The organism is Lactobacillus amylolyticus (assembly GCF_003999355.1).
Lineage (GTDB): Bacteria > Bacillota > Bacilli > Lactobacillales > Lactobacillaceae > Lactobacillus > Lactobacillus amylolyticus.
In genome coordinates, this window is the sequence record NZ_CP031835.1 from 37,302 (window position 1) to 55,207 (window position 17,906).

Annotated in this window: 18 protein-coding genes and 2 pseudogenes; 8 read left to right on the forward strand and 12 right to left on the reverse strand. The window is 37.4% G+C overall.

Annotation, left to right across the window (positions count from 1 at the left end; genetic code table 11):
- The first annotated feature begins 28 nt into the window (after window positions 1–28).
- Both D0Z64_RS00195 and D0Z64_RS00200 read left to right on the forward strand, forming a co-directional pair.
- Window positions 29–1,264: a phage integrase SAM-like domain-containing protein gene (locus tag D0Z64_RS00195; protein WP_127345495.1), complete on the forward strand. Its 1,236-nt coding sequence runs from the start codon at window positions 29–31 to the stop codon at window positions 1,262–1,264.
- 416 nt (window positions 1,265–1,680) lie between these two features.
- Entirely contained in the window at window positions 1,681–2,040 is a 360-nt protein-coding gene (locus D0Z64_RS00200) for a TetR-like C-terminal domain-containing protein (RefSeq protein ID WP_164742113.1), read from the forward strand.
- On the opposite strand, the gene D0Z64_RS00205 is transcribed toward D0Z64_RS00200, so the two are convergent.
- The 7 genes from D0Z64_RS00205 to nrdJ all read right to left on the reverse strand — a co-directional run bounded on the left by D0Z64_RS00205 (window position 2,037) and on the right by nrdJ (window position 7,718).
- The gene (locus tag D0Z64_RS00205; RefSeq protein WP_080880983.1) at window positions 2,037–2,615 is read right to left on the reverse strand and encodes an acyltransferase family protein; all 579 of its coding nucleotides are present in this window, start codon (window positions 2,613–2,615) and stop codon (window positions 2,037–2,039) included. The genes D0Z64_RS00200 and D0Z64_RS00205 overlap by 4 nt on opposite strands.
- A gap of 39 nt (window positions 2,616–2,654) precedes the next feature.
- Window positions 2,655–3,020, reverse strand: coding sequence for a hypothetical protein (locus D0Z64_RS00210; RefSeq protein ID WP_127345496.1), 366 nt, complete (start codon window positions 3,018–3,020; stop codon window positions 2,655–2,657).
- Window positions 3,021–3,532: 512 nt separating this feature from the next.
- Window positions 3,533–4,087 carry a cob(I)yrinic acid a,c-diamide adenosyltransferase gene (locus D0Z64_RS00215; protein ID WP_006351292.1) on the reverse strand — a complete coding sequence of 185 codons (555 nt, stop codon included), beginning with the start codon at window positions 4,085–4,087 and terminating at the stop codon, window positions 3,533–3,535.
- Complete coding sequence (locus D0Z64_RS00220; protein ID WP_080880985.1) at window positions 4,084–4,614, reverse strand: ECF transporter S component; 531 nt, start codon at window positions 4,612–4,614, stop codon at window positions 4,084–4,086. The genes D0Z64_RS00215 and D0Z64_RS00220 overlap by 4 nt, the downstream gene beginning before the upstream one ends.
- Before the next feature lie 25 nt (window positions 4,615–4,639).
- Window positions 4,640–5,023, reverse strand: a complete 384-nt coding sequence (locus D0Z64_RS00225) for a DUF4430 domain-containing protein (RefSeq protein WP_080880986.1) — start codon at window positions 5,021–5,023, stop codon at window positions 4,640–4,642.
- Between the two features lie 56 nt (window positions 5,024–5,079).
- Window positions 5,080–5,463 (reverse strand): DUF4430 domain-containing protein, encoded by a 384-nt coding sequence (locus D0Z64_RS00230; RefSeq protein WP_080880987.1) that lies wholly within the window; start codon window positions 5,461–5,463, stop codon window positions 5,080–5,082.
- A 26-nt stretch (window positions 5,464–5,489) separates the two neighbouring features.
- A complete protein-coding gene (gene nrdJ / locus D0Z64_RS00235; protein ID WP_080880988.1) occupies window positions 5,490–7,718 on the reverse strand; it encodes a ribonucleoside-triphosphate reductase, adenosylcobalamin-dependent in 2,229 nt (742 codons plus the stop codon).
- 329 nt (window positions 7,719–8,047) lie between these two features.
- Between nrdJ and D0Z64_RS00240 the strand changes: the two genes are divergently transcribed.
- Window positions 8,048–9,085: an AI-2E family transporter gene (locus D0Z64_RS00240; RefSeq protein ID WP_127345497.1), complete on the forward strand. Its 1,038-nt coding sequence runs from the start codon at window positions 8,048–8,050 to the stop codon at window positions 9,083–9,085.
- Window positions 9,082–9,654, forward strand: a complete 573-nt coding sequence (locus D0Z64_RS00245; RefSeq protein WP_080880990.1) for an SGNH/GDSL hydrolase family protein — start codon at window positions 9,082–9,084, stop codon at window positions 9,652–9,654. The genes D0Z64_RS00240 and D0Z64_RS00245 overlap by 4 nt, the downstream gene beginning before the upstream one ends.
- Before the next feature lie 40 nt (window positions 9,655–9,694).
- Here the strand turns inward: D0Z64_RS00245 and D0Z64_RS00250 are convergent, their stop codons facing one another.
- Complete coding sequence (locus D0Z64_RS00250; protein ID WP_080880991.1) at window positions 9,695–9,877, reverse strand: hypothetical protein; 183 nt, start codon at window positions 9,875–9,877, stop codon at window positions 9,695–9,697.
- A 255-nt stretch (window positions 9,878–10,132) separates the two neighbouring features.
- On the opposite strand from D0Z64_RS00250, the pseudogene D0Z64_RS00255 reads away from it, so the two are divergent.
- Window positions 10,133–11,416: pseudogene (locus tag D0Z64_RS00255) on the forward strand (SLC45 family MFS transporter).
- Between the two features lie 86 nt (window positions 11,417–11,502).
- Here the strand turns inward: D0Z64_RS00255 and D0Z64_RS00260 are convergent.
- The 4 genes and pseudogenes from D0Z64_RS00260 to trpX all read right to left on the reverse strand — a co-directional run bounded on the left by D0Z64_RS00260 (window position 11,503) and on the right by trpX (window position 14,750).
- Window positions 11,503–11,859: a hypothetical protein gene (locus tag D0Z64_RS00260; protein ID WP_080880993.1), complete on the reverse strand. Its 357-nt coding sequence runs from the start codon at window positions 11,857–11,859 to the stop codon at window positions 11,503–11,505.
- Window positions 11,860–12,103: 244 nt separating this feature from the next.
- Window positions 12,104–12,865: pseudogene (locus D0Z64_RS00265) on the reverse strand (ABC transporter ATP-binding protein).
- Complete coding sequence (locus tag D0Z64_RS00270) at window positions 12,862–13,761, reverse strand: ABC transporter permease (RefSeq protein ID WP_080880994.1); 900 nt, start codon at window positions 13,759–13,761, stop codon at window positions 12,862–12,864. The pseudogene D0Z64_RS00265 and the gene D0Z64_RS00270 overlap by 4 nt, the downstream one beginning before the upstream one ends.
- Window positions 13,710–14,750 (reverse strand): tryptophan ABC transporter substrate-binding protein, encoded by a 1,041-nt coding sequence (trpX, locus tag D0Z64_RS00275; RefSeq protein ID WP_080880995.1) that lies wholly within the window; start codon window positions 14,748–14,750, stop codon window positions 13,710–13,712. The genes D0Z64_RS00270 and trpX overlap by 52 nt, the downstream gene beginning before the upstream one ends.
- Window positions 14,751–14,847: 97 nt before the next feature.
- Here trpX and D0Z64_RS08650 point away from each other — a divergent pair, with 97 nt between their 5' ends.
- The 3 genes from D0Z64_RS08650 to D0Z64_RS00285 all read left to right on the forward strand — a co-directional run bounded on the left by D0Z64_RS08650 (window position 14,848) and on the right by D0Z64_RS00285 (window position 17,802).
- Window positions 14,848–14,973 (forward strand): hypothetical protein, encoded by a 126-nt coding sequence (locus D0Z64_RS08650; protein WP_257788715.1) that lies wholly within the window; start codon window positions 14,848–14,850, stop codon window positions 14,971–14,973.
- Between the two features lie 134 nt (window positions 14,974–15,107).
- Entirely contained in the window at window positions 15,108–15,815 is a 708-nt protein-coding gene (locus D0Z64_RS00280) for a YjjG family noncanonical pyrimidine nucleotidase (protein WP_006351307.1), read from the forward strand.
- A 61-nt stretch (window positions 15,816–15,876) separates the two neighbouring features.
- Window positions 15,877–17,802 (forward strand): elongation factor G, encoded by a 1,926-nt coding sequence (locus D0Z64_RS00285; RefSeq protein ID WP_080880996.1) that lies wholly within the window; start codon window positions 15,877–15,879, stop codon window positions 17,800–17,802.
- Window positions 17,803–17,906: the final 104 nt, after the last annotated feature.

The following is a 17,906-nucleotide window of genomic DNA, read 5'->3' on the forward strand; positions in this document are numbered from 1 at the left end:
CTCTTTTTATAAGAGAGGTAGTTTAAATATGATCAAGAAAATTTTAAAAGGTGAATATAAGGGCTTATGGTCAGTTAGAATTCAACCAACAATTAATGGTAAGCGGATGCGTATTACCAAGAGAGCCAAGACAAGACTTGAGGCTCAAAAGCTTGAGATTGATTTAAAGGTAAAATATGCAGGTTATAAGAATGGTCTACCGAGCATTACTGATGAATCAAATTTTTTAGATGAATACACTAAATATGTTGAGAAAAAGGCTCAGTCTATTACTGCGACAACCAATCGAAGCTGGAGTTATTCTCTAACCTTGCTAAATGAGTATCTTAAAAAGAAAAATGAATTAGATATCCAATTGAAGGATATTGATCAACATTTCTTTAATGACTTTGCACATTGGTATATTAAGGATCACCCTAAAGCAAGTGTTAAGAAAAGCACTGTAATAGATGTCTCTTTGGCACACTTTAGAACATTCTTTACTTTCCTTTTGGATAAGGCGGTTTTAAACGTTAATCCAATTCCTAGAGGTTATCTGAAACTATTCTTTAAGCAATCTGACTTTAGTACAGGAAGAAAATGGCATTTATTTTCTAAAGATGAAGTTGATGCTTTAAGAAAAGAATTACTTAAAGAGTATGAAGTTTCTACTGTTGCTAATTCTGTTTCAAAACTTGCATTACTTGTAGATACATACTTGGGATTACGTCCTGAAGAATTACAAGTGTTAAAGTTTGATCAATTAGTTAAGTATGAAGGTTCATACACCTTTAAGATTGATAATAGTTGGTCTGAAAAAGAAAAAAAGCCTAATGGCTCTTTAAAAGACAGACCAAAAGGCGCTTATAGATATAGTTTACCTATTAAGAATAATAAAATAATTGATTTGATTAAGGAATTTCAGATTAAACAAAAAAAGTATCTCAATGAATATGGTTTAAAAAATACATCAGGATACATTTTTCTGAACTTACATAATTATAGATCAATTAGTTCAAATAACCAATTACCAGTTACACAGGCAAGCTTAAATGATATGCTAAAAGCCGCATGTAGTAAGTCTAGAATTGAAAAACAAAAAAATTCTGTTTTAGCTTTATATTCTTTGAGAGTATATTTAAGTAGTCTACTTGGAAATGATAATCGCATTTCTAATATGTATGCTTGTCAAAGAATGGGAAATACAATTCAAGTTTTCCTTTCAACTTATGTGAAAGAAAATCGAGAATCATATAAGCAAAATTCCCGACTTTGGAGCTGTTAATAACTATGCACTTTGTCTGCACTTTACAAATAGCGTGCAGGCTATAAATGTTGGTAAATCAAGTGATGCTGACTAAAACCCTTTACCTTCTAGTCAGCATTAGAAAGAATCATTTAGATTGATTAACCTTGATTTATCAACGTTTTACGAAGATAAGTTAAGGTTAATTTTTTGTATAAAGGTAAATGATGCACAATAAGTGCACCCTGTTAATTTGTTAAAGTGCAATTTTTGCACGCGGTTTTTTTGAGAGTCGTACTTTTTATCTGCATTACAAAGACAAATATGATTTACTGGATAAGCTCGAGCAGAAATTATTTGATGATCTTAAAATCAATTTTCAAAAAGAGCGTCAAAGTATTATCAGAAAAGTAGTAAAGGATAGAACAGATCTGTGGCGTAAAAACTATCTCTTTTTGAACGGAATTATAGGAGCAATTGATCAAGAACGTGATCTGTATAAGGTGCTTTTTTCAAATAATGGTGATCAGTGTTTTTGGCAAAAGCTGCGGGCGATCTTAACTAAAGAGATAAGAAGCAGAGCCCAGTTATATAACGTGCATCTTACTGATAAAATTCCATCATATTATGCCCAAGAATTGCTTATCGATGGATTGCTAAGTTTGATTAAGGCCTGGATAGACAATCCTCATCCCGAAAGCGTTGAACACTTTTCAAAGATTCTAAATGTTAGTCAAATGTTAGCGCCAATAGATTTGCTTGAAAAAATTAGGACAAAAAAAGATCGAGCTATCAAAGCTCGATCTTTTTATTAGGCAGCTTTTGCCTTTTTCTTTTTCCAATTTGGTCGTCCAATCAAAATTCCTAATGGCGGAACCTTGAAGCAGAAGTAGGAAATGAGCCAAGCTACAGCAATTACGAATAGCAATCCAAAGGGCAACATGATCAATAATTGCCAGCCTGGAACGTAAATGTTAACGGTTGTTAGGAAGTGATCCAGCAAAATTATTGGTGCAGTTTGAGTCAAATAAATACCGAATGATAATAAAGATGTCATTCTGACCAACTTGGAGAAGCGTTGCCACTTAGGTTGGGTTCTAACTTCTGCGTATTTCAATGAAACAGAGATCGCAGATAAGATGACTGCCGTTGAATAAACCATAATGTATGGTTGGTGAGCAAGCTGGGAAAGGTGACGATGGAAGTTCATGATTTTTGCGTTGAACAAGTATAGCGGAATTGTTCCCAAGCTAAGCAGGACAGTCGCTGAGTAGATCCAATAACGATATTTTCGAATCCATTTTTTAACAGTATCATAATGAATCCAAACATATCCACCTAAGACGAAATAATCTTCGTAGAAGAAAACATTATTGCCGTAATACTTCAAGAGGAACGGCCAGCCAGCATGACTTTGATTTGGAAAAATCTACTTTACGTAGAACAGCATGATCATTTGAATTGCAGCTGAAATTGCTAAAACGGTATTGTTATGGCCCTCAGTTTTCTTAAATAGCCAAACCAATAAAGGAAAGACCAGGTAGAACTGCATGGTGACATACAAATAGTAGAGGTAGAACTGTTTGGCATATAGTACATCGTTAAGCCAGGTAGTAAACCAGTTGTTCCAAGTGAAATCAGCTCTATGGAATAGCCACATGGTAATGAAAAGGGAAACTCCCATCCAGAATACGTAGGGGATACCAATATTGCCGATATGTTTTATCCAAAACTTCTTCAAATGAATTATAATAAACCAAAAATAATACCAGAAACATAAAACCATATCGTGCAAAGTGCAGCATCATGTGACTGGCTAACATTAATTCATGTGAATGCGAGCCATTTACGAAAGCGTCGGTATAATGCGATGTAACGTGTGTGGCGAGAACGGCCAACATGAAGAAACATCGCATTAGATCAACTTCGTATAAATAAACTCGATGTTTTTTTCTCTATTTTCACAAATATAGCTCCTTTGAATACTAATATTAAAAAATTATAAACGGAAGATGTGATCAAAAAAACATAATAATGTTAACAAATGGTTACAAAATAAAGAACCAACTTACAATATGTAAGCTGGTTCTTTACCAAAAAAATGCAAATAGAAGTTTAAATATAGAGTGAGGGGAAAGTGTAGAGAATAGGATGTATTTGGATAAATTTATGGAGTTATATATTCCCCTCTATTTATTAAGTACGTAAAAAAATCGATTTTTACCGAAAAAATTTCAAATTTTTTAAACGACGACGTCTCATGGAGAAAAAAGCATGATATTGAATTTTTCAATACCATGCTTTTCTTTATTTTTTATTTTTTCTAATCTTGCTCTTAACCTCCGTATATCCATCCAGAACATTCGCATAACGTCCTAAAGTGAAAAGATAGTCAGATAATCGATTGATGTATTTTAAGTTGCTAGGAGCCAATTTTTGCTCTTCACGGTTCAATTTTACCAATGAGCGTTCAGCTCGGCGAGCAATTGTCCGTGCATATTGTAAGTTAGCTCCAGTTTTCATTCCTCCTGGCAAAATAAATTCAGGAATTTTAGGAATTTTTGCAGTTAGTTCATCAATTCTGCTTTCCAACTCGCTAACTTTTTTATCATCAATTTCCTGACGATGCTTGACTACGATATCGGCTTCAAGCAAGTAGAGATTGCGTTGCAGGTCATGCAGTTCATCGCTTAGACTCAAACATTTTTCTGATAAATTTGCAATCACCACTCCGATGTATGACTGCAATTCATCAATATCGCCTAAAGCAACGATTTGCAGATCATCTTTTGGCACCATCTTGCCGCTGACCTGCTTGGTTGTTCCTTGATCGCCAACTTTAGTGTAAATTTTGATTGTCATTTCATCTTTCCTCGATTGTATCGTTCAAGTGCTAGAGTTAATGGCTTGTACAAAATAGGGTAGAAGACAAAATTGCCGATGCAGTGGTAAGTATCAAACAAGAAACTGCCAGCAGTGTAAACGATAAAGGCTTCCCAGCCACCCCAAATTGACATGCCAAAGTTAATAATAAGGCCATAGACATAACCTAGCAGGGTAGCAAGAATAATTTGCAGCCAAAAATGTTTACGAAAAACGGGAATTTTGCCAAACAAAAAGACTACTAACACACAAACAGTATAAGCAGCGATCTGCGGCAAAGTCCAAATTCCGAAACCTAAGAAGATGTTGGAAATGACCATTACCAAGACTGCTAGGGCGACTCCAAATCCAAATCCCATTTCCAAAGTTGAGATCATTAAGATATCAGTTACTGGTTGAACGTTTGGAACCGGAATAATGTGCGCCACTCTTAGCACGACAGCCATTGCCGTCAAAATTGCTAATAAAGCAAGTCGCTTAATTTGTTTATGTGTAGTAGTCGACATTTTGTTAAATCACTCCATTTTAAAATTAAAATTTGCTCCGTGTCCACACGACTCTATCTTTGTTGTGTAGATAAACTTTGTTGGCAGCATTAGCCCATTTACCATTTACGGTGTAGGTCCAATAAAGCTTTTTAGATTTATTTTGGCTATAGCCATGAATGCTGGTAACAAAACCGCCAGAAGACTTTACTTTCCAGCATTTTTTAAGTGCTGCTAAAACAGTAGTATGTTTTTTAACTCTAATATTCTTTTTAGCAATTGTTTTCTTATTATTTTTCAAAGTATATGTAACTCTGATTGTCTTAGCAGCCTGAACTTGGTTATTGTTTGCATCTGCGATGCCAACAGCACCCAAGGATAACAGGATAACAGTGAGAAGTAAACCGAGCTTTTTAACTAATTTATTCATTTTTAATCCTCCAAGAATTTTGATTTTTATTTAATTGGGCATGCTCCATTTTAAAATTAAAATTTGCTCCGTGTCCACACGACTCTATCTTTGTTGTGTAGATAAACTTTGTTGGCAGCATTAGCCCATTTACCATTTACGGTGTAGGTCCAATAAAGCTTTTTAGATTTATTTTGGCTATAGCCATGAATGCTGGTAACAAAACCGCCAGAAGACTTTACTTTCCAGCATTTTTTAAGTGCTGCTAAAACAGTAGTATGTTTTTTAACTCTAATATTCTTTTTAGCAATTGTTTTCTTATTATTTTTCAAAGTATATGTAACTCTGATTGTCTTAGCAGCCTGAACGTGGCTATGGTTTGCATCTGCGATGCCAACAGCACCCAAGGATAACAGGATAACAGTGAGAAGTAAACCGAGCTTTTTAACTAATTTATTCATTTTTAATCCTCCAAGAATTTTGATTTTTATTTAATTGGGCATGCTCCGCCTTCACAATCGGTTTGACCAACCAATTCAAGGTCTTTTTCATCATCGTTTTGCTTCATGAAGACTGCTTCAACGTCTCCCTTGATTTGAGCAGCTCTTTCTTCATACTTTTCTTTATTAATTGGCTCTTTTGGAGCTTGTTTTAAGCTGCCGCCATAGTATGGAAGAAGTGAAGTTGACTTGATGATGTGGCGGTATTGATGAAGAAGTGGGGCAATTTGCTTGCTTTCACCATCTTGGAAAGTAACGGTACATGATACGGCGTTATCTGACCAGTAGGTTTGCAAAAATGCTTGCGTAGCAAATTGTTCGCCGATTGATACAGTACCGGCAGATGCAAATTGCTTGCTGTCAGCGTTAGCAGCACGAAGTGGAAATTCTACACAAATAGTATTCTTAGTGTAGATATCAGGTTCAGTGTAGTAACCACATTCCTTAAGGGCTGGCAATAATGGGTCAGAAGCTTGGAATCTAATTCTTTGGATCATGTAGCCAGCGTAGTGGAAGTGCATCCCTTCGGAAACACCTGCAAGTTTAGCTACAGTACCTGAAGGCTTAACAGTTGTGTGCTTGATCGAAGTGTTGCAGCCTAAAACATCGCTGTAATCTTTATCAGCTTTAACAACTGCTTTATAAAGGCCATCGAAGGTCTTTACGATTTCTGGATCATAGATTGGCTTCTTAATTGCTGCACCAGTTTCAGGATCTTTAGCATCTTCCCAACCGGTAACAACACGGTGACCAAAGCGTGACAAGATCCAGTCTTGAATACCAGACATTGAAATACCGATACGACGATTCTTTTGAATAATCTTTCTTGATATTTCCCAATCGTAGTGACTGAAGGTTACACGCTTAGCAAAACGAACAGCTAAAGCAAAGGCTTCTTTTAAGTCCCAGCCTTGTTTTTCAGCAACATAAGGGAAGACTTCAAACAAGTTGCATGGTTCACCGTTAGATAAGGAAATTTCGCCACATGGGTTTGTTCCTTCGACGTTATCATCGATGCCAGCTTGGTAACCATCGACAATTCGGCCGTAGTTGCGAGAAAGTTCAAGATTAAAAACGCCAGGTTCACCATTATGCAAAATTCCGTCGGCAATTGGACCGTAATTATCGAATTTAGAATCAATTGCAACACTGTTATTTGATGCCCAACGGTGGTGGTAAAGCTTATCTTTATCTTGCTTCATCTTAATGAAGTCTTGGTCGTCATTTGAACCCAAAGCAAGTTCAGCAGAACGACGAACGTTACCAGCAACAACTGTCTTACCAATCAAGTTGCAGATATCAGTTGCGTCAACGGCAGTTAATTTTTCACCGGCCTTAGGATTGATAACCTTATTAATATCAAAGAACATTTCAACTAAAGGCATTGGACCTGAAGCAGTGCCGCCGAAGCCATGAATCTTAGTACCGTAAGGGCGAATGTTGCTGATATCTAAGACTAACTTCTTTTTGCCCTCAGGATTAGTAGCATTGAAGTGCATATCAATCAGTCGAGCATTTGCCAAAACCCAGCCTTCGCGAGTATCAGGCAATTCGTAGTAAACGTAATCGTCTTTATCTTGATTTTGCTTTTGCCATTCTTCTTTATCAGTAGCACCTAATTTAACAGAAGCATCATATGATTTGCTCTTTTTATCGATAACTACTGTTAAATCGATCTTTTGATCAACTTTAGGAATTTGCTTGATGTTGTCTTTTACAACTGAAAAGCCAACGCCGCCGCCCTTCATTAATTGATCGAAGAGGAATGAAAATGGCATTGAAACAGCTACATCTTTTTGGCTTAAATATGATGGTCTGATATGACTATCGCCATAATTTTGTGGACGAATAGCGATAAACCAGCAGTTATTCAAAGAATCACCGTTACGCTTTTGGTAGTCAGTACCGGAAATCCAAAGGTTACGACCGGATGGTGTAGCAGATAGACCATAGGTTAAGCGGAACAATTTTTGAGCTTCATTGGTTAATTGAGCAACAACTTCTTCAGAAGGATTGTCGGCTAATCGTGGATCGAGATTAATGTTTCCTTCAATTACTCGTTTAACAGTTTCGTCCCAGTTTTCAGAACGGTTTTTGTCGTTTAACCAGCGAGAATAGGTTCTCTTATAAGTGACCCAACCTAATTCACCCCAATGGGGCTTAACTTCTCGTTTTACTTGATCAATAAATTTTTGATCTAATTTAATAACTTTCATCCCACAACTCTCCTATATAAGTTAGTTACAAGTGTTTCACAAATACACAATTTGTTGATGACAGAATGTAGAATACCACAAGATATTGTATTGTAAACAAAAATATTTTAGCATGATTAAGTTCAAAAAATGCAATTCGTTGTCTCCGTAAGGATTTATATAAGAAAAAAATCGTACATAATTAAGAGAAATATCTGAGATTTTTTAATTTTTAATGGTAAAAATCTCAGAAGAAGTGTGTAACAAAAAGATAGTAGTTTTCTTTGTAATTTATTAGGCATAAAATAGGGCTCAAGCATCGTATATCTACAATTAAGGGAGGTTTATTTATGGAAAATGCTTGGCAAAGATTCAAGCAAAACGTACCGCTTAGAAGATTTGTGGTCTTGTTGGTAATCATTGCTCTTTTATATGAGATGCGAGCAATGATGAACACAATTTTGCTAACTTTTATTTTTACTTATCTGGTTGTTCATTTAATTAGGTTGGTTCAAAGACATATTCCAAAAATTCCATCGGGTGTAATTGTGTCAATCACATATATTTTGATTCTGCTGTGTCTATACTTCGCTGTAACGATTTATTTGCCGATGCTAGTTAAACAGATCAGTAAGATGTTTAAATCCGTCTTGGCCTTTTATGAGAGCGACAGCATGACAGGAATTATGCGATACGTAAGCCGCTATGTTAATAGAAATGAATTGGTGACTCAAGCTAAAACAGGGATGAGCGTCATGATGAAGACGTTAACCAGTGTTGGTACTTTAACGGTTTCGATTTTCATGTCACTAATTTTAAGTTTCTTCTATACGATTGAATTGAAGAAAATGAATGAGTTCTCTAATTTGTTTGTAAAAAGCGGAATTTTTAAGTGGTTCTTTGAAGATGTCCGCTATTTTGGCAGAAAGTTTACGAATACGTTCGGGGTTGTCCTTGAAGCACAGTTTTTCATCGCCCTCTGCAATACCGCATTAACAATGATTTGTTTAGCCTTTATGAAAATGCCGCAAATTATTGCATTAGGATTAATGGTCTTCATTTTGAGTTTGATCCCAGTTGCTGGCGTGATCATTTCACTGATTCCGCTAAGTATTGTGGGCTACTCAGTAGGCGGCATTCGCTACGTGATTTATATTTTCATTATGATCATGATTATTCACACCGTTGAAGCCTATGTCTTAAATCCTAAGTTCATGGCCAGCAAGACTGAATTACCAATTTTCTACACATTCTTGGTTTTGCTTGTGGCAGAACATTTCTGGGGCACCTGGGGCTTGATCGTAGGTGTGCCAATCTTTACTTTCTTCTTGGATGTTTTAGGCATTAAGCCAACTAAAAAGAGTAAGAAGAAGGCAGTTCTAAAATGAGATTATTACTGACAGGCGATAGCATCATCGCACGCAATGAAGGCAAAGAAGAGCCGCATATTAACTGGAATTTAAAAAAGATGTTACCTGACGTAGAAATTGAAAATACTGCAGTGTCGGGGATCAATTCAGGTGCGTTTTTTGCAAGACTTAATGAATTAGTTTTGAGCGTGAAAAAGTGCGATAACTTGGTAATTTTACTTGGGACTAATGATCTGGCAACGCATAAGCAGGTGCCGTTAACGCAATTTAAGCAAAATATGGAATTGATTTGTTCAGCGATAATTTGTGCATATTATCCGCCACATGTTTTGCTTGTTTCGCCACCCGCCGTTGATGAGGAAAAGCAGCTTGTGCGCGATAATGCTTTAGTAGAAAAATATGCCAAAGCAGTCGAAGAAGTCGCTCAGGAATATCATTTTAGATATGCGGATTTATGTCAGGCGATGCTAGATGCAGGGGACATCAAGGAGACTGCCCAAGGAATGAAAAATGATGGTTTGCACTTTGGGGATGCAGGCTATGAGATATTAGCTAAATTGATTGTTAAAAATTTGAAGAGCATGTAAAAAAGAGGCCGAAAGGCCTCTTTATTTTTATTCAATTAAATTATCTTATTGCCGCAAACAACAATCCACCCATGGCTACCAGAGCCAGGAATGGGATGAGCAAGTATGCATAAAATACGAAAATCAATCCGGCAATGAGCAAGAAGCCGAAAATCTTGATTAAGCCAACCCCCAACTTGAAGAAAAGCCAAATCAAGAAAATTGTTAACAAAAGTGAAAGCATAGTTTCATACCTCCATAATCTATGAGAATATTTTACTACCAAGAGATGGAGAGAGCGTAGATTAAGTATGCCGATTTTAGAAAAAATCAAGAAATGTTTATGCAATTAAGTTACCGTTAACAGAGCAAATTATATTGAAAGCTCTTTCTGAAATCGATATCATTTAAAACATGAAAGCGATTTAGATGGAAGGAGAAAGAGAACTTGAAACAAGAAAAATCAGGTTTACCAACGCTAGCCGCTTCCACTATTTGGATGATTAGCTTGGGTTATTTAGGCGTACAAATTGCATTTACTTTGGAAACTTCACAAATGAGTAGAATTTTCCAAACTTTAGGGGCTGACCCAACAAAATTAGGTTGGTTCTTCATTTTGCCACCACTTGCTGGTCTGGTGGTGCAACCAGGAATCGGATCCTTATCAGATCGTACTTGGATTCCTAAAATCGGGAGAAGATTGCCATATTTATTGATTGGGATGATTTTTGCCGTTATCACGATGGTCATTTTGCCCAACGTCGGTAGTTTCGGTTTAGGATATGGATCCTTAGAAGCACTTATCTTTGGTGCTGTCGCAATTGCTGTTTTGGATGTCGCTTCTAACATGGCGATGCAACCATTTAAGATGATGATCGGTGATATGGTCAACGACGATCAAAAGTCATATGCTTATGGAATTCAGAGTATGCTTTCCAACTTTGGTGCCGTAATTGCTGCATTCTTCCCATTCTTGCTAACCAGCTTGGGTGTTGCCAACACCGCTAAGAAGGGTGTAGTGCCACAATCAGTTGTCATTTCATTCTATGTTGGTGCAGCTGTTTTGGTAATTACTTCATTGTTCACCATCTTCAGAGTTCATGAATATGATCCAGAAACTTATGCTCGTTACCACGGTATCAAGGAATCAGATAACAAAGAAGGTGGCGGTTGGATTGAATTGCTAAAGAAAGCGCCAAAAGTATTTTGGCAAGTTTCATTAGTCCAATTTTTCAGCTGGATTTCATTCCAATACCTTTCAACTTATGCAACTGGTGCGATTGCGCAAAACGTATGAAACACCACTTCCGCTTCTTCAGCAGGCTACCAAATTGCAGGTAACTGGTTCGGCGTATTGACTGCTGTTCAATCAATTGCGGCTGTAATTTGGTCATATGTTTTGGCTAAAGTACCAAACAATTGTCATAAGTTAGGCTACGGCTTAAGTTTGGCATTAGGTGCAATTGGCTACGCTTCAATTTTCTTGGTTCATTCACAAATGCTGCTGATTCTTTCATTCATTTTAATCGGAATCAGCTGGGCAGGGATGAACACTTATCCATTGACTATGGTATCTAACGCTTTATCAGGTAAACACATGGGAACCTACCTTGGCTTATTCAACTGTTCAATTTGTTTGCCACAGATTGTCGCTTCATTACTCAGCTTTATCATCTTCCCAATGGTAGGTAACTCAATGCCAGCTATGATGTTAATCACTGGTATTTCAGGATTCTTAGCTGCTTTATCAGTTATCAGCATTAAAGAAACCTACGTAAAATAATTTAGACCAAAATAAAAATGCATGAAGTCAGAATTTGGCTTCGTGCATTTTTTAGTTATTCATTTTGTTAGATCTGAATATTTTTATTAATCCTTAACAACATCCTTAGTGTCTAACCATTTATTGCCACTGATCTTAACAAGCTTCTTGCCGTTAGTCTTCTTAACATCCTTAGCAGTGAAAGTTGAACCTATTGAAACTGTCTTAGCGAGCTTTCCACCGTTTGCGTTTAAAACAGCGACTTTTTGATTCTTGGTATCTTTAACAGTAACGAAGATCTTGGCGCCTTTCTTGATAGCTGGGTTAGTAGGAGCAACTTCTGCAACACCCAACTTTGGGGCAGTGAAACTAGCAGCTTCGGTAACTGAAGCACTGACACCTAATAAACTCATTGAAGCAACTGCGACTGAAACAACTTTAGCTAATTTCTTTGCGTCTAACATATATTATTAAATTCAAGGGATAATTTGAATTTTTTTGAAAATAATTTAGGTCTCACAAATGTTGCTAGAATAACGTTTTCAATTATTTTTAGTTAAAAATTGGCAAAATAAATAAAAATAGCTATCTATTTTAGATAACTGTTTTCTTAGTATAAGTCCCTTTATTATGACCTCAATTCTTATTTTAGTCAGAATTAAAGCCATTTCATAGTGCTTATTTTACGGAACATATGAGTAAAAATAACTAATCAGTGAAATATTGCAAAATATCTTCTTCAGTTAATTCTTTCTTTTCTTCACCTTTAACAGCTAATACAATTTGCCCGCTATTCAGAATTACCATCCGATTGCCATACTTAATGGCATCTTTTAATTGGTGGGTGATCATAATGCAGGTTAATTTTTCTTCGCGTACAACTTGATCAGTTAATTCGAGCAAATCGCGGCTGGTATTAGGATCAAGGGCAGCTGTATGCTCATCTAGCAACAATAATTCTGGCTTTTTGATGGTAGCCATTAAGAAACTGAGTGTTTGGCGCTGACCACCTGAGAGATTGCCCACGAAAGTATTTAAGCGCTCATTTAATCCATTAGGCAGCTGAGCAGTCTCTTTTTCAAATTCTTTCATGTGTTTATCGAGCCCTCTAAGGCGCAGGCCACGATGTTGACCACGCTTAGTAGCTAAAAGTAAGTTCTCGGCAACCGTCATTCTTGGAGCAGTTCCCATCTTAGGATCCTGGAAAACTTGGGCAATATACTTGGCACGTTTTACTTCAGATAAAGGAGTTAAATCACGGTCTTTTAAGAGGACTTTCCCAGTAGTGGGAAAAATGGAGCCGTTGATGATATTTAGCAGGGTAGATTTACCTGCACCGTTGGTTCCCAGCAAGGTCACAAAGTCGCCATCTTCCAGTTTTAAGTTGATGTTTTTGAGAATTTACTTTTCTTCGTTTGTACCTTTATTAACTGTGGTGGTAATGTTTTGTAAATCTAAAATTGTGCTCATGGTTTTTGAACTCCTTTTTTCAATAATTTACGTACATGGAACTTTTTCTCAAACAATGGCAACATCATGCAGATAGCTAAGATGATTGCGGAGATCAATCTGAAGTCGTTGGTGCTGAAGCCTAGTTGCAAAACTAATAACAAAATCAAACGGTAGATGATACTGCCGATGATGATGGCAATTAAACGAGCAGTTAAAGTTAAATTGTTGCCGTAAACGACTTCGCCGATAATGATTGCGGCAAGGCTGGTAACCATTGTTCCGATCCCCATGTTAACGTCGGCATAACCACCGTTTTGGGCGATCAAGCCACCAGCTAAATCAATTAAGCCGTTTGAAAGCATCAAGCCTAGGATCTTCATGTTATCGGTGTTGATACCCAGTGAGCGAGCCATTTTTTCATTATCACCAGTTGCGATGAAACTTTGACCAAGGTCGGTATTTAGAAAAACAGCTAACAAAAGGATAATCAATACTGCAAAGAAGAGACCAACCACAATAGTAGGGAAGTTAGTAGGCAATTTTTGTAAAAACTTCTCGTTAAGCAAAGTAGCTTTGTTGAGCAAGCCGACATTTGCTTTACCTAAAATACGCAAGTTGACTGAGTAGACACCAGTCATGGTTAAAATTCCGGCAAGTAAAACTGGAATTTTGCCTTTGGTATAAAGTAGTCCAGTAACTAACCCTGTAAGCATCCCGCCTAAAAATGAAAGGATGGTAGCCAGCACCGGATCAACGCCGTGTACTAAAGCACTGACGCAAATTGCTGCACCGAAGGGAAATGTTCCTTCAACAGTCATATCTGGGAAATTTAAAATTCTAAAAGTGAGAAATAGGCCTAAGGCTAAGACTCCCCATAAGAGACCTTGCCCGATAGTTGATGTAATAAGGCTAATTTGATGATCCGTCCTTTCTTTTGTGCGGCCTTGATGACGCTGTCTGGAATATGAATGTTTAATTCGTTTGCGGCTTTTTGGTTAATCATAGTTTCATAGCTGGTCACTTTTCTAACCGGTGTATCTGCTGGATTTTTACCTTTCAAAATTTGTCCGGCCATGTGACCAGTTAAAACTCCCATGTCGAACTGGCTCACACATCTAGTGGCAAGACCACCTGACTTAACCATGGTATCGGCAGCTGGAAAAACAGGAATCTTTGCTTCGTTAGTTGCCTTAAGCAAGGTGGCAATTCCTGAAGCAACGGTGTTGTCGGTAGGTACATACACTGCTTGAACTTTGCCCGCCATGGTTTGGGCAACTTGTTCAATATCATTGGTAGAAGTGATCGTGTATGGACGAACTGTGAGGCCCTCTTTTTCAGCTAATTTTCTAAATTCACGATATTCAGATGCGGATGAATCATCGCTTGAGGTGTAGACAACCCCGATCCGTTTAGCTTTAGGTAAAATCGTCCGCAACAATTTTAATTGAGCTGGAATAGGCTGACGATCTTGCACCCCGGTAACTTTGCCACCAGGATGGTTCAAACTTTTAACTAAGTGCGTTCCTAGTGGATCACTTACTGCACCCATGATTACTGGCGTGTCGCCTGATTCGTTAGCCAAAGATTGAACAGCTGGTGTCGCAATTCCGATTGTCACTGCCGCATTTCTTTGTTTAAACCGATCACTCATTGATTTCAGATTACTTTGATCGCCTTGGGCATTTGGAAAACCGATTTGGATATTTTTACCTTCGCGGTAACCTTCGTCTTCAAGACCCTTAATAATACCGCGGTGGATTTGATCCAAGGCTGGGTGACTCATAGTTTGTAAAATGCCCACGACCTTTTCTTTTTGCGCTGTAGTTTGTTTATTTACCTCTACAACAAATGTGGCAACTAAAAAGGCGAAGAGAGCAATAATTGTTCTGATTAATCTTTTCATTTTTCCGACTCCCATAAACAAAAAAGGACATTTCCGTTTTACGGGAAATGTCCAAAAAAACCCGCACGTTTATTAAATCCGTGCGGGCTACTTTTTTATGAAGATTTACCAGCACAGATGCGAAAAGTATCTGAGTCGCATCCGTGCTTTTAATAAGCGTGTAGAAACAACTCTAGTGCTGGAATTGCCAACGATTGATTACTACATTCTTCAACATGGTTAAATCTTCCTTTCATTCAAATTACTTGTTGTCACAAATTTTAAAGAGTTATTAAAAAGTTGTCAATCACTTTTTTCATTTAATTTTTAAAAACTGATATAATTGATATTCTAGAATTAAGGAAAGGACTAACCACATTGCGCTATAAACAAATTATTTTTGACGTTGATGATACTATTATCGATTTTGCGGCAACTGAAGATTTTGCTTTGCACAGTCTTTTTAATGCACATCATTGGCCATTATCTCAAGAACTTCAGCGCCAGTACCATGCTTACAATCAGGGATTATGGCGCAGACTTGAACAAGGCGAGTTAACCTATGAACAGCTGAGTGAAATGACCTTTCATGACTTTATCAAGGATCATTTTGGAATTGAGATTGATGGTAAAAAGGCTATGGACGAATATCGTTCATACTTTGGCGAAGCACATAAACTTCTGCCGGGTATAAAAGATACTTTGAAGTTTGCGAAGAAGCAGGGCTATAAATTAACCATTTTGAGTAATGGTGAAAAGTTTATGCAAAATCACCGCTTGGAACTAGCTGGCGTGAAAAAATATTTTGATTTGATTGTTACTTCAGAAGAAGCCCATTATTCTAAGCCGAATCCACATGCTTTTGATTATTTCTTCAGTCGAACTGAGATCGGTCCTGATGAAACAGTCTTCTTTGGCGATGGCTTGCAATCCGATATTTTAGGTGCAGAAGAATATGGCTTTGATAGCATCTGGTACAATCACCGTCACCGTAAAAATACGCTCCATTTGCACCCAATTTTTGAAGTGAAAAATTATCCAGAATTCGTTAAATTGATGCAGAATGATTTTCAAAAGAAGTATTAATTGAATTAATGAGAAGGGTATCTTATCTTTGAGATAAGATACTTTTTTTAGGTGAAAAATGATGAAGAAAATTACAACAGGAATTATGGCCCACGTTGACGCGGGTAAGACAACTCTTTCTGAAGCCTTGCTGTATCGGGCAGGAAATATCAGGAATTTAGGAAGAGTGGACAATGGGGATGCATTTTTAGATACCCAACAACTTGAGAAAAAACGGAGCATTACTATTTTTTCTCATGAGGCTAAATTGACCACGGATGATGCAGAGATTACTTTGCTGGATACGCCAGGGCACGTCGATTTTGCTTTTCAAACCGAAGAAGTGCTGAGCGTTTTAGATTATGCGATTTTGGTTATTTCGGCGACCGATGGCGTCACCAGTTATGCCAAGACGCTGTGGAATTTACTTGAGAAAAATCATGTACCTGTTTTTATTTTTGTTAATAAAATCGATATTGCAGGTACAAATAAAGGTCAGGTTTTAACCGATATTCAAAAAAGTTTAAGTGAAAATTGCCTGGATTTTAGCCAAGAAGATCAAACTTTTTATGAAAATGTGGCTTCGGCTGATGATCAGCTGCTCGAAAAATATCTGAATGGCGAAGAAATTATGAATTCGGATATTCAAAATTTAATTGTGCAGAGAAAGATCTATCCCGTTTATTTTGGCTCAGCTCTGAAATTAACTGGAATTACGGAATTTTTAGCAAGCTTTGATAAGTGGACTAAAGAAAAAGAATATAGTCCTGATTTTTCAGCTAGATGCTTCAAGATTTCGCATGATAAAAATGGGGAGCGCCTTAGCTGGATTAAAATTTTAGGCGGCAAATTGCAGGCAAAAACTGAATTAGCCGGCGAAAAGATTAATCAATTGCGCGAATATAACGGTGAAAAATTTACGACGGTTGTAAAAGTAAATGCAGGCGAAATTGTTGCAGCTACTGGTTTAACTAAGACTTATCCAGGACAAGGCTTTGGCGCTACAGATGCAAAAGAAGCCAGTCTAAAGCCAGTTTTAACTTACAAGCTTAATCCACTGGATGAGGATATTCATGCCTGTCTGATGGCCTTAAAGACGCTAGGAGACGAAAATCCGCAGCTTCATGTAACTTGGTCAGAACATTTGCAGGAACTTCGCGTTCAGGTGATGGGGAAAATTCAACTCGAGATTTTAAAACAATTGTTGCAGGAACGTTTTACTTTAATCGTTGATTTTGAACAAGGCAGCATTTTATACAAAGAAACTATTGCTCAACCAGTAGAAGGCGTAGGTCACTTTGAACCGTTGCGTCACTATGCGGAAGTGCACCTGTTGCTTGAACCGGGTCTAAGAAATAGTGGCGTAGTTTTTGAAAATAACTGCAGTCTAGAAGTTTTAACCAAAAATTGGCAACATCAGATTATGACAGCTCTTAAATCAAAAGAGCATTTGGGAGTTTTACTGGGTACGCCAATTACAGACGTAAAAATTACTTTGCTTGGCGGTAAAGGTAGTATTGTGCACTCAGTCGGTGGCGACTTTAGAGAAGCAACTTATCGTGCGGTGCGTCAGGGCCTGATGGAATTAAAAGAGCAGGACCAATTGATCTTGCTTGAACCATGGTATGATTTCCGCCTTGAAGTAAGTCAAGAACATGTAGGCCACGCGCTGAATGATATTCAAAGAATGAGTGGTCAGTTTAATTCACCAGAAAATAAAGGCGACCGCACCATCATTGAAGGCTCGGCACCAGCTAGTGAAATGCAGGATTATGCTGCGCAAGTACGTGGCTACACGCATGGTGACGGAATCTTTGAATGCGTCGTAAAGGGTTATTTGCCTTGTCATAATGCTCAAGAAATCATCGAACAGAAAAATTATGATCCTGTTTCAGATCTAGAAAATACGCCTAACTCGGTCTTTTGTTCACATGGTGCAGGCCACACGGTAACCTGGGATAAAGTGCCAGAAACAGCGCATTATCCATATACGTATCCATTAAAATAAAACTTCTTGCATGAAGTGAAATATATGATTACTTGTGAAAGAAATTTCATTTTTAGCGAAAAGTGATGAAACAAAAGCGCTTACATAGTAATATAAAGGTATTG